Origin of the sequence: Sinorhizobium terangae, from assembly GCF_009601505.1 — a bacterium.
Classification (GTDB): Bacteria; Pseudomonadota; Alphaproteobacteria; order Rhizobiales; family Rhizobiaceae; genus Sinorhizobium; species Sinorhizobium terangae.
Genome location: NZ_WITC01000102.1, coordinates 1 through 11,343, shown reverse-complemented (window position 1 = coordinate 11,343; position 11,343 = coordinate 1). Strand labels below are relative to the sequence as shown.

Here is an 11,343-nt window from a genome sequence, read left to right as displayed (position 1 = left end):
CGGGAGGAAGGGCGGCATCGCGGGCTGCCGTGGCGATACGTTCATCTGCAATGACGGCTCGGCGAGCGCCAGCAAGAAATCATGCACCGCCACGATGGGCGGTGCCATGGGGCTGATGGGTGGCGCATCGCAATCGATGGCCCCGACGGCAGACGAAGAGTGCCTGTGTCGTTCAGGGTCATTCTGCACAGGGCCTCGTGGCGGGCAGTTCTGCTACACCGACAGTGGTGCAAAGAGCTACCTTCGCAAATGAGCTCATTGAATTCCTTCGCCCGGAGAGTTTAGGTTGCCTTGTATTGAGGAACTGACGATGAAGATGTCTGCGCGGATTGTTGTGGCTGGAATCCTTGCCGTCGCAGTGGTTATGGATGCCGCCGCTGAAGAACCGAAATCTTCCGGAATAGGATTCGCCGTCACCGCGGACGGCTGGCTCATGACGAACGCCCATGTCGTAGATGGCTGCGACCGCGTGGAGGTGAAGGGCAGAGGCGCTGCGACCGATCCGAGGATTGACGCGACCAACGATCTCGCCTTGATCAAGGTGAACGAAGACACACCGATGGTTCCTCTCAGCTTCAGGCGCGCACCTATCCGCCTCGGTGAGGACATCGTTGCCATCGGCTATCCCCCCGGCGGACCTGCTGGCGGATTCCGTGAAGATCACGACCGGAAATGTCAACGCGCTCGCTGGTCTCAAGAACGATACCCGCTACATCCAGATATCTACACCGATCCAGCCGGGTAACTCCGGCGGCCCCGTCGTGGATCGTGACGGTTTCCTGCTGGGGATCACGAGCGCCACCTTCTCGAAACAGGCTGCTGACCTGCAGCCTACTCGGCCTCGAAGGCGGCGGACGTGATCATGTCCGATTTTACGAGTTATTCGGGAATGGATCTTCCCGGCGGCGACTACAAGCGGATCAGGCAGACCAACTATCTGGAATGCTTCGTCGCTTGTGTCGGCGACAATGCCTGCCGTGCCTTCGCCTACGTCTCCAAGAAGAAGGAGTGCTGGTTGAAGAACGCGCTCGGTCGGCCGAGGACAGCAAAGGGTGTCGATCTCGGAGTGAAGTAGTCACTCCTCCTGCGAAGACACCTTTCCCGACCGTTGGCTCGGATACTCCGTTCCGCTCGACCTGCCGCGATACTCGCTCGATGACATCGAGGCGCTATAAGTCTCATTGCCCGTTTGTCTGTCGACGCGGCTACGTGACGACGCTTTCTGCTTGGAAGAGAATGACGAGAAGACCTGGAAGAGCACGAAATGACGTGCTTGCATGATTGTTCCGCAGTTCACGGATCAGGAAGTGCTTCCAGAACCATTCTTCCAAAACACGGTGCTGTAGTTGTTCAAGTGCTCGTCGTAGGCATCGGGGATTGCTCGGAACCTCTCGGGAATGTCGCTCCCAACACCTCCCTCGCGAAAGAAATTCCTGACGCTATAGAGCGCTTGCCGCATGAAGTGCTCCCATATGGATGCAAGTTCAGCCTGAAGCTGCCGGGCTTGTTTTGCTGCGCTCGGTTTCCTCTTCGGAGGGGCGAGCTGATAGACGGGACGCTGGTTGACTTTATGTTCAAACGTTATGCTTCCGAATTGCCATTCGTCCTTGACGGTTCTGCGCCATCGATAGCCAATTGTGACCTGCATCTTCCTACTGAAGGTGTAAGGCCAGAGAACATTGTCGTCCACGCGGAAGAGCTTGCCCTCCTGCTTTTCGGTTTCCATGCGGCGCTTCATGCCCATGACGGCAAATGACAATTTATTTCCAGCACGCACGGCGCTGGAGCGCGTTTCCTCGCGCTTCTTCGCAGATCTGGACTCGCGATATCGCTTCAGGGATTCACCGAAACTACGGAACTCGTTGCTGACGTAGGCGCCACAACTCGACAGTGGCAGGCGATGCAGATCACCGAGAGCCTCATCCTGAATGGCCCTGTCGATCAGCCTGTCGAGTTCTCGTTCATCTATAGCCTTCAGTGCGGAAATTTCGCTCTCTGGAAGGTTGATTTCGACCATGTCCGTTACCCCGGCGCTCCGATCTTGAAGAACTGGGTATAGGAGTCTTCGAATTCGTCCTCGGCCTGAAACGCAGGCGCTTTGCCCTCGAAATGCAGCAGGGTGAGTTCGAAATCGTATTTGTCAGTCCGCATGCACATCTCGACAACCGGCTCCGGAAACCAGATTCCGGCTTTCTGCCGAACGCCTTCCAAGGATTCGTTGCCGTAGGCCTTCCGAGCGGCAAAGGAGGCTGCAGGCAGTTCGAATAGTTCGCTCTTCGTCCTGAGAAAGCGCCCGGACTTGAATGCGGCTTCGCTCGACTTCGCCCAAAGCGCGAACCCATCCACGGATGCGACAACCATCGCCCTGGTGGTCGTGTACTCCAGCCAGCGGAGCGTCGCCGCTGTCAGGGAGACGCCATAGCGTTCTGCCGCCTCGCCGAGGCGGGTGAGACCCGCGAGACTGTCTGAAGGGACGAACCGCCTGAAGTCGTCGAGCGGCATGAGAAGATTGGCGGCGAACTCGTTCGCCTCCTTCTCTATATCTCTACCAATGCCGTGTTCGACGGCTTCCTTCGTGCAGTAGAACCCTCCGTCGAATTCCGGATCATCGTCGACGAGATTGCGATGAAGAACGAAGTGACCGAGTTCGTGCGCCACAGTGTAGGCCCGGCGACCTGCATTCTGCTTCCGATCATACATGATCGCCCAGCGCCGCGGCTGAGTTTCGCCCGGCACGAGGGCCCCTTCACAGCCAGGGAGATCTTCGGCGACAACATGCTCGATGTGACTGTTCGGGGAGATCTGCCTTGTATATTCGATGGCAAGCTCTCCGACGTTAACGGGACCACGGTCGAACCGGTCGTTCCCGAGGACGGTGTTCAGAACCAGCGAGATATTGTTTGCGGCACTCCGCGACGACTTCGGCGTCACTCCTTCTTGCCTCCGAGCAACCTCGCCATCGCACGGATCTTTTCCCGCGTGTCGTCGGGCATCTGGCTGTATTCGCGGAAGAAGGCCTTGTCCTCGGCATCAGCTAGGGTGACCTCTTCGCGTCCGATGAGATAGTCGGTGGTAACCCCAAGGGCTGCGGCGATTGCAGCGAGCTTTTCAGCAGAAGGGCGCGGCGGATCCTTGTTCTCCAGCTCCCATATGTAGCTCTTCGACGAACCAGTCGTTGCCGCGAGCTGGTCCAGGGTTAGCCCCTTCTTCGTGCGCAGCTCCTTGATTTTCTTGCCGAATGTTAACTGGGTCATGGCGGAATCGTTCGTCGCATTTCATTGTTCGGTGTAGCTATACAGTATGGGCCTTGACTCCGGAAATCAATATCCCCATCTTGTTCGGAGTAGCGATACTTTATGAAGCATTACAGCGAACCCAATTTTGGAAACGCCCGCTGAGAGGCCGAAGCGTACCTTAGCCGCAGCGCCAGAACGAGATCGGAAAGAGGCATGAAGCTTGTAAGTGATTTCAAGGATTTCCTAAAGGACACGGTCAACCTCAATCAGACGCGCATCGATTTGCTCTCAGCTCGCGTCGACGCCATCAAAGATTTTCTCAGGGCGTCCGACTGGGATCCACAGATTCTTCGTTTCATCGAGCAAGGGTCGTGGGCACACGACACGATCATCCGTCCCGTGGACAAGGGAGAGTTCGACGCAGATCTGCTCGTGAAGGTCAAACCCGTCGACGGTTGGAGCGCCGCCCAGTACGTGAAGGAACTCGGTCGGGTTTTCCGGGACAGTAAGCGCTATGGCGAGATGACGGTCGTCTACGATTACTGCGTCACCATCACCTACGCCGATGATTGCAAGATCGACATCGCGCCGCTGGTGACGGATCGCGAGTATCAGGGAACCCTCGAGGTCTGCAACAAGCGCGCCGACGAATTCGAAGAGTCTCAGCCGATCGAATTCACCCGCTGGATCAAGGAAAAGAACGGATACTCGGGCAACAACTCCTTCCGGAAGGCGACGCGGCTGATCAAGTACATCCGCGACATCAAGAAGCGGTTCAGTTGCCAGTCAGTCCTGCTGACGACCTTGATCGGCCATCGGATCGAGTGGTGGGACAAGGACACGATGGCCTTCGCCGACACGCCGAGCGCGCTTCAGACGATCATGGCAAGGCTCGACGACTGGCTGCAGGAGCGCCCGGACAAGCCGAAGGTCGAGAACCCGTCCCTGAAATCGCAGGACTTCGCGGATCTCTGGAACGACACCCAGTACGCGAACTTTCGCAACTTCGTGCATAAGTATCGGACGTGGATCGATGAAGCCATAGAGGCCCCGAACCGCGCCGAAAGCATCGAGAAATGGCGTAGGGTCTTTGGCGATGACTTCGCGAAGGGTGAGAACGTGAAGAAGTCCGAGGCTTCGGTGACCGATCGCGCACGGGTCCTCCTCATGGATACGGCGGCCCATCTTGATGGTCTCGTCGATACCGTGATCGATTACGGTGTGGGAATCCTTCCGTCCATCTTCAACAGGCCGCCGCATCAGCAGGCGCCGCCCTGGCCGATGGCGGAAACCGTCTCGCGCAATGTTCAGGTCTTTGCGGAGCATAGCGGTACCAAGCTGAAGGGAAGAGGACACCGGATCAGTTCGGGGGAGGCGCTCGCTCCCAGTGGTGGACTCTGGTTCGATGTCCGCATCAACAAGTTCCAGACCGTGCCGACCGACTGCTACGTTCGATGGCGTATCACGAATACGGGTGCAGCCGCGATGGCTCAGAAATGCGGGCGGGGCGGCTTCGAAAGACCCACCGAAGGCGATCGCCGTTGGGAGGGGCTGCAGTACCGCGGTGTTCATATGGCAGAAGCCTTCATCATCAGGCGACGCGACGATCGTGTTGTTGGCCAGAGTGACCCGTTCTACGTCGTGATCAAGTAGCAGGAGAAACGAATGCCTAAGGTCGATACCGTCAGTAAGAATTTTTACGGCCCACTCACGCTGATGGACGCTATCGGAGGCTGGCTGTTCTGGGTGATCTCCATCCTGTCCATCGTCACTCTTTTCATCGACAAGGCCGCGTACCCGCAGGCGAACATCGCTCTCCAGATCGTGTTCCTGATCGGCGCTCTGCTCTTCTTTGTGCATGGACAGGTTCAGAACATCTACCTCTTCCCAAGGGCGGAGGATGCCAGACGGCAGGAGGCGCTATCGAACAGCTTCAACGTCGCGCTCACGCATGAGGAGACCGTGGGCTACTACAATAACGACCAGACGAACCCGCTCAGGCGGCTGGCGGCCAATTCCATGGAAAGCGTGTTTTTCACGCGCTGCATCGTCCGCAAGATGCTGCGGTGGCAGCGGATCACGACGCTCGGCTACCTCGTGGCCTGGGTTGCGGCGATGGCATATCCCTCAACCGATCTCGAGGTTATCGGCGTTGCGGCGCAAGCAATCTTCAGCGGGGAGATCGTCGGACGACTGATTCGCATGGAATGGCTCCGCATGCGCTGCGAACATCTCTTCAACGACTTTAACAGGCTCTTCAACGGCGGTCGGGGGGCATCGAAGTCCATCACTCAGGCCCAGATCATTGAATTCTTCGCCTACTACGAGACAACCAAATCGACCGCTGCGATCCTCCTGTCCACGAAGATCTTCAATGAGCAGAACCCAACGCTGACCGCCGAATGGGAGCGCATACGCGCTCGCATCGGTATCTGAGGCGCATCCATGGCCACGACGATTGCCGGCGCGTTCCAACAGTTCAAGGCCAATCTGGAGATTTCCAGCCCACATTCGATGAAATCACGATCGTGCTGATCTCGAACAGTTTTCCGAAGGACTCGCTCAAGGACTATCCCGAGATCGTGACGATGGGAGAAGTCGCGCTGCATCGCTCGGTCAGCAAGGACTGGAAGGTTGGCTATGGCGACTACATGTCGGTCGCGAAGCGGCCGAAGGGCTCAGGGAGCAATGGGTGGTATCCGCATGTGGATCTCGTCGAGTTGGAAAGCTGGCGGATCAAACTTGATCTCACCAAGGACGATCCCCAGGGATTCGTTCGGTCAGCGACCGCATTAATGGCGGAGACCGGACCCTGGGAGGGCAGGGCGCATTGCTGGGGAACGCAGGTGATCGAAGCCGTGCGAGGTGGCAGCCTGAAATTCGACGGGACGACATTCACCGTTCCCGGACCATGGCTCTCCGTCAGGGCAAACCAGCATCTTGCGCGAATGGCCCGCAGATGATCACGGAGCGTGCGAATGCCGATCGGCCATCCAAAGCTCCGAACCGGGCACCGGGTACGGTTAGAAGGGAAGCGGGAGGGTGCCGACGTAACCGGAGGCAGCCTCCACCACCTGAGCGATCTTCGTGACGACGAGGTCGAAGTACGCCAACGCCGAAGGACCCAGCGGCTCGAGCAGGGCCATTCCCTTCTCGACGAGCAATTCTCCGATCTTGGTCAGGGCGCCATTGAACACCGTCCCGATCGCGGCTCCAGCAGCCGTAAGAAGCCCAGCTTTCTTGAAGCTGTGGAGCTTCCTCGAGTTTTCCCTGAGAAGCTCCGAGTTCGCCCTGACGACCTTCGTATTCTCCTGCAACGCCTCGGCGTGGTACGACATGGCGCGAGCGAGGACAGTGTTGGAGTCATCAGGCTTCGCGCCGTCGTCGACATCGGGTGCCGTGGTGGCACCCTCCAGGAGATCCTCTGTTCGCGCGACGGCGTTGGCAATCGTTTCTGCATCAACTCCGAGCGACAAAAAGAAGCCAGGCGGGAATCCTGCGTCCTCGATAGGGCCAGGCGGCTTATTGTGGCCTATCCCAGGTCCAGCGTCGACGTCTGCCCCTCTCGTTTCGCGCTCGATCTCTATGAGCGGCGCGAGAAGAGCCTCAAGTTCGAGGACACTGTTCCTGACCCGCGCAGCGGCCACCCTCCGTTCCTCGGCGGTCGGTGCGGCGAACGGATCATCGAGGTCGTTCGAAATCCGGTGCTTCGATCGGCGACCATTCATCCAGTCCCCCGGCCTCGTCGACGATGTTCTGCGCAACCTCTTCGAGGAGCCCGAAGGGATAGTCCGTGCCGAAGCGTTCCTCCAGCACCTGGAGGGTCGAGTAAGGGCCTCCGCGGATCCACTGATAACCTCCGTGACAAGACTCCTGCTGGACCGAATTCGCGTGGAACGATCGGAGACAGAGAAAAAGGCCGAGCGTGTCATAGTGGCGCCGACATTGTCACGCGCACACCCTGCCGCCCCGTCCGCGGCAACGGCGACGTCCGCTTCTGCTTAGGCAGCGGATATGTTGCTCAGCGGTTCAACGCTGTTGCCGTATTTGCACCTATAGGCCGAGATGAAATCTTCGTCGCTACAGATGCAGCGGCCGCTCGAGTCTTTGGCTTTCGGGTCATGTAAGTGAGATCCAAGGGGACGCAGAAGATTCACGCGAGTGCTTGCCGTTGGGCTCATGGGAAAACCCGCACTATGTTTGACCAGCTCCGCGGCAAGCATGATCCCGGCAAGCGCTGACTGAAAGGCCATCGGAACCACGGTTCGAACGAGACGACTTCCATCGCTAAGCTGGAATACCAGACCGCCGCAGATAGCCTGCTGGTAGAAGGAACGGAGAGGTTGGCCAACAAACGGGGCGAGCGGCTCAAAAGGCACGCCCATCGCCGTAGCCACTCGAACCACAAAGTCGTTGGGCACGCCGGCGTTGGTCTGCAATAGCGCTTTCACCTGCTCGCGTGCTTCCGGTATCCCGAGTTCCTCGGCAATCAGCTGGTGCTCGTCCTTGGATTTTCCGGACGGCAGGTACATGCAACAAAGGCATGCCTGGCCGTCATCGAAACCATGCCGCGAGATGCCGAGATCGTGTTCCTGCGTCCAGGCATTCGCGATCCATCGCGGCAGAGCACCTTGGACAGCGAGACGGTCGGCGGCTGTGTCAAGCGCCACACCCACGCGATCGAAAATCCAGTCGCCCCGGCGCGCAACATGTTCTGCCCACTTCAGCGGGTGCGCCTCGACCTCTAAAGCGGTCGATCGAAGGGCGGTGGTTGCAAGAACCGCCTTGGACATGCCGATCTCCGCTTGGCCGGCCAATACGTAGCGCTGCAGGTTTGAGAGTTCGACCGCTTCGTGGTCGACGACATGCAGGCGACCTGAGAGGCCGGATTGTCTCGCCAGGGCCCAAAGCGCGCCATGGCCTATCGCGCCGAGCCCAACGAGGTGCGTTTCGCCAAGGTCGACAGGAAGGTCAACCGGGCGAGCATCGCCAGCTTTGGTCTTGTTGTAGCTGTATAACGAGAGGTCAATGTCCTGGTCCAACTCGGCGCCGGTTAACTGGGCGGCGAAGATGGTTCGAAAGACGTTGGCGGCGCCGAAGCAACTGGCGGCGCCAGCTCCATAGGGCAGCAAACTCGAGCCAGAGCCCACCGGGTCCGTACGCGACAGCTTTGCCGCCCAACCGTCCGATCCGATGAAAAAGGTTGGGCACCGGAGTGATGGGCGCGTCGCGCCTGCAACTAGGCAGACCATGGCGGACTTGCCGGAACGCCGAATGCCGATTTTTGGATTGATCGACTTTGCCAATCGCTCCAGCGCCTGGGCTTGAGAGCTCGCCGCACTGTCCAAGGGGAGTATTGCCAGAACCGGATACAGTCTGGCAAGCAACCTCACCGCAAGATCTAGCGTCGCCTGGCCTTCGGCGCAGGAAGCGGCCTGATCGTCGAAGGCGACGGCCACGACCTGCTTTTCAAGAGCCGCTTTGAAGTCGCCCAAATGAAAATCGGCCAGGACCTGAGATGCCGCCGTCGCGGCGCGGTCGATGAAATTAGCAAGGGCCATCGTCAACTCGTTATCGTGATCATTCGCGTCAGTGCCGCGGACGGGACCTCATTCCAGTTCGCCCTCGCGTCAAGTCGATAGGCGGCAACACGAGCAAGGTCGAAAGGCTCGCGGGCGAAATTCGGCACTACCAGCGAGAGACACCCAACCGTGGTAGCGATCGCGTAGGCGTCATCGGTCGTCGAGTGATAGGCGCGGCCCGGATGACTGTGGATCTGCGCCAGAAGCATCAGGCCACGTTTGTAGAGCCAGACGTTTAGGACGTGCAGTTCTTCGGCAGGAACTATCACGCAGACGCCGTCGCTCGTTCGGATGTGTCTCTGCGCCGGGATAACCGTTTCTGTTACCGCAAAGTGCTGGTCTTGCTGAACGCCGACCCAGAGCGCCATTCCTTCATAGCCCTGCTGTCCAACCGAGCGCAGATGCGCCTGTGCAGTGGACACACAATCTCGGGGGAGGGCGACTGTCCTGACATCCTCTAACGCGGTCATTCTGGAATGGCCTGAGGTGGTACCAGCAGCCCTAATTGAAGCTGAATCTGCAGCTGCTCCACGGGGCCGGTCCCGTACTTGATGATCTTGTCCAGGATGAAGGCCAAACAGCCTTCGCCAGAACCCCGATGAAGTAGCCATGGGTCACCTGAGTGCGCTGGATTATCGTGGTATTCCCGGATTCCCGCCATGCACAGGAATGGTTGGTCCTCGAGACTGTTGGCCTGGATGAAATCCGTCACGGCGTTCTGCTGGATGAGAGCTCCAATCATTTCCGGCGGCGTTCCGGGCGGACGTCTCAGCATATTCAGGGGGAGATCCTTCCGGGCAATCGGCTGGCGCGTAAATGGATCGACAAAGACCACAGACGGTGGTCTTAAGTCGTAGTTGGTGAAGTCGATCTCGATGGCTGCGCCGATAACGCGCGGCTTTAGTTTAGGGCTTGCAAATATGAAGAATGCACTTGGGAAGCTCGCATCGATCAGGAAGCAGCCTTGAGCCCGATAGGCATCTGTATATGGCCGGAACCGGCTGATCTCCCGATCAAACTTTGCTCGCGAGACCTCCGGGTCCACAGTTTGGAGTTCAGGCACCTGCGACACCCGCCTTCAGGCTGAGGAACAGCGTTACAGTGTTCGCGAAGCCGAAATCGCCGATTTTCTTGTCGACGTCGAGCAAGTTGCCGGCCTCGTCCTTGAACTCCCAGTTGTCGGCAGGTTGGGCCACGTTTTGCGTGTTCTCAAGGGCTTTGGCGCGAACGACGTGAAGCGGCTGGTTAGGATTGGCTTCGACCTGCGTAGGCTGGCCGTTCACCACGACGATGATTTCGATCTTCCCGGGGCCGACTCCGTGATTATCGCCCTTACCCGAATCCTTCGACATTGTCATACTCCAGTGGCTTGCCAACCGGCCCCAAGGCACTACTGCCGACCCACTGGTGAGCGGGCTGGCGGTCTTTGATCGTCCACTCGGCGCCACGAACCGCGAGTACGTGAAAGACAGGGGATAAGCTACCGAATCGGTGCTAGGTTTTTTTTACGCGGTACTTGAGAGGCAAGTAAACCCCCGGAAAACTGCTCATCACAACTATAATCGATTAGAGCAGCTAAAGTATTGGCGAAATCTTCCATGAGATATTGCGGTATGATAGCACTAGATATATAATGCTATCTTTGATATCGCCATTGAAGGGAAGTCATCATGGCAAATGTGACCGTTAGGAACCTGCCCGACGAGGTGCACCGAGCGCTACGCGTACGAGCAGCAATGAATGGCCGCAGCACCGAGGCCGAGATCCGCGACATCCTCGAAACGACTGTCCGGCCCCCGGAGCGGGTCAAACTCGGCTCTTTATTGGCGTCTATTGCCCATGAAGCTGGAGGGCTGACGGATGCCGAAGCGGAGCATTTCAACCAGCTCCGTGACAAGACTCCTGCTGAACCGATGAGCTTCGAATGATCGTGCTCGACACCAACGTCATATCCGAATTGTGGAAGGCCGAGCCGGACCGCACTGTGTTGGCCTGGATCGATGCGCAAATGATTGAAACACTGTATTTGTCCGCGATTACGGTGGCCGAACTGCGTTTCGGCTTGGCGGCCATGCCGGCAGGCAAGCGACGCACGATCTTTCAGAATCGCTTGGAAGGAGAGGTCTTGCCAGCCCTTGCAGGGCGCGTTCTTCCCTTCGACTTGGACGCGTCGCGAAGTTATGCGGACCTGATGGCGCAAGCGAAAACGTCAGGCAAGGCCATCGGCAAGGCGGATGGCTATATCGCCGCCACGGCGGTTACGCATGGCTTTATGGTTGCTACGCGCGATACCAGTCCGTTCGAGGCCGCTGGACTAGACATTATCAACCCCTGGGAGCCGGCATGATCCCGCCGATCTCATTTCTTTGGCGGTATGTTATGGAGAATCTAATCCAAGTGCAACAATGCCGTGTGAAGGGTAGGGCATCAGCTACTTTCGCGCAAATGCGCCATGAAGACTTCGGCCGGCGTGCGGTAGCCCAGGCACTTGCGCGGCAGCGCGTTCAGATGATGGACGAGAGCGA

At 58.3% G+C, this 11,343-nt stretch carries 16 protein-coding genes; 8 read left to right on the top strand and 8 right to left on the bottom strand.

Annotated elements, in window-relative coordinates; genetic code table 11:
• Window positions 1–310 precede the first annotated feature (310 nt).
• The 3 genes from GHK62_RS34490 to GHK62_RS34480 are packed head-to-tail and all read left to right on the top strand — an operon-like array spanning window position 311 to window position 1,075.
• The gene (locus GHK62_RS34490; protein WP_234887031.1) at window positions 311–745 is read left to right on the top strand and encodes a S1 family peptidase; all 435 of its coding nucleotides are present in this window, start codon (window positions 311–313) and stop codon (window positions 743–745) included.
• Complete coding sequence (locus tag GHK62_RS34485; protein WP_269285122.1) at window positions 654–860, top strand: S1 family peptidase; 207 nt, start codon at window positions 654–656, stop codon at window positions 858–860. Before GHK62_RS34490 ends, GHK62_RS34485 begins: the two co-directional genes overlap by 92 nt.
• A gap of 2 nt (window positions 861–862) precedes the next feature.
• Window positions 863–1,075: a PAN domain-containing protein gene (locus GHK62_RS34480; RefSeq protein ID WP_234887030.1), complete on the top strand. Its 213-nt coding sequence runs from the start codon at window positions 863–865 to the stop codon at window positions 1,073–1,075.
• 225 nt (window positions 1,076–1,300) lie between these two features.
• Here GHK62_RS34480 and GHK62_RS24435 read toward each other — a convergent pair whose 3' ends face one another.
• Genes GHK62_RS24435 through GHK62_RS24425 form a run of 3 tightly spaced genes read right to left on the bottom strand, consistent with a single transcriptional unit; the run spans window position 1,301 to window position 3,254 of the window.
• A complete protein-coding gene (locus tag GHK62_RS24435) occupies window positions 1,301–2,017 on the bottom strand; it encodes a hypothetical protein (protein WP_153441634.1) in 717 nt (238 codons plus the stop codon).
• A gap of 5 nt (window positions 2,018–2,022) precedes the next feature.
• Window positions 2,023–2,931, bottom strand: coding sequence for an ImmA/IrrE family metallo-endopeptidase (locus GHK62_RS24430; protein ID WP_184108948.1), 909 nt, complete (start codon window positions 2,929–2,931; stop codon window positions 2,023–2,025).
• A complete protein-coding gene (locus tag GHK62_RS24425; protein ID WP_153441633.1) occupies window positions 2,928–3,254 on the bottom strand; it encodes a helix-turn-helix domain-containing protein in 327 nt (108 codons plus the stop codon). Before GHK62_RS24425 ends, GHK62_RS24430 begins: the two co-directional genes overlap by 4 nt.
• A gap of 195 nt (window positions 3,255–3,449) precedes the next feature.
• Here GHK62_RS24425 and GHK62_RS24420 point away from each other — a divergent pair, with 195 nt between their 5' ends.
• The 3 genes from GHK62_RS24420 (at window position 3,450) to GHK62_RS24410 (ending at window position 6,199) form a co-directional block, all read left to right on the top strand.
• On the top strand, window positions 3,450–4,889 hold the full coding sequence (locus tag GHK62_RS24420; RefSeq protein WP_153441632.1) for an SMODS domain-containing nucleotidyltransferase: 1,440 nt from the start codon (window positions 3,450–3,452) through the stop codon (window positions 4,887–4,889).
• Between the two features lie 12 nt (window positions 4,890–4,901).
• On the top strand, window positions 4,902–5,672 hold the full coding sequence (locus tag GHK62_RS24415; protein WP_153441631.1) for a hypothetical protein: 771 nt from the start codon (window positions 4,902–4,904) through the stop codon (window positions 5,670–5,672).
• Window positions 5,673–5,764: 92 nt separating this feature from the next.
• On the top strand, window positions 5,765–6,199 hold the full coding sequence (locus GHK62_RS24410; RefSeq protein WP_167528354.1) for a beta family protein: 435 nt from the start codon (window positions 5,765–5,767) through the stop codon (window positions 6,197–6,199).
• Between the two features lie 60 nt (window positions 6,200–6,259).
• On the opposite strand, the gene GHK62_RS24405 is transcribed toward GHK62_RS24410, so the two are convergent.
• The 5 genes from GHK62_RS24405 to GHK62_RS24385 form a co-directional block, all read right to left on the bottom strand.
• On the bottom strand, window positions 6,260–6,964 hold the full coding sequence (locus tag GHK62_RS24405) for a hypothetical protein (RefSeq protein ID WP_153441629.1): 705 nt from the start codon (window positions 6,962–6,964) through the stop codon (window positions 6,260–6,262).
• 273 nt (window positions 6,965–7,237) lie between these two features.
• Window positions 7,238–8,797: an E2 ligase fold family C protein gene (locus GHK62_RS24400; RefSeq protein ID WP_153441628.1), complete on the bottom strand. Its 1,560-nt coding sequence runs from the start codon at window positions 8,795–8,797 to the stop codon at window positions 7,238–7,240.
• Between the two features lie 2 nt (window positions 8,798–8,799).
• Complete coding sequence (locus GHK62_RS24395) at window positions 8,800–9,240, bottom strand: Mov34/MPN/PAD-1 family protein (protein WP_269285107.1); 441 nt, start codon at window positions 9,238–9,240, stop codon at window positions 8,800–8,802.
• A gap of 44 nt (window positions 9,241–9,284) precedes the next feature.
• On the bottom strand, window positions 9,285–9,881 hold the full coding sequence (locus GHK62_RS24390) for a putative metal-binding protein (protein ID WP_184108946.1): 597 nt from the start codon (window positions 9,879–9,881) through the stop codon (window positions 9,285–9,287).
• Window positions 9,874–10,170 carry a DUF2604 domain-containing protein gene (locus GHK62_RS24385; RefSeq protein WP_167528353.1) on the bottom strand — a complete coding sequence of 99 codons (297 nt, stop codon included), beginning with the start codon at window positions 10,168–10,170 and terminating at the stop codon, window positions 9,874–9,876. Before GHK62_RS24385 ends, GHK62_RS24390 begins: the two co-directional genes overlap by 8 nt.
• A 318-nt stretch (window positions 10,171–10,488) precedes the next feature.
• Here GHK62_RS24385 and GHK62_RS24380 point away from each other — a divergent pair, with 318 nt between their 5' ends.
• A complete protein-coding gene (locus GHK62_RS24380) occupies window positions 10,489–10,746 on the top strand; it encodes a FitA-like ribbon-helix-helix domain-containing protein (RefSeq protein WP_153441625.1) in 258 nt (85 codons plus the stop codon).
• Window positions 10,743–11,165 (top strand): type II toxin-antitoxin system VapC family toxin, encoded by a 423-nt coding sequence (locus tag GHK62_RS24375; protein WP_153441624.1) that lies wholly within the window; start codon window positions 10,743–10,745, stop codon window positions 11,163–11,165. Before GHK62_RS24380 ends, GHK62_RS24375 begins: the two co-directional genes overlap by 4 nt.
• Window positions 11,166–11,343: the final 178 nt, after the last annotated feature.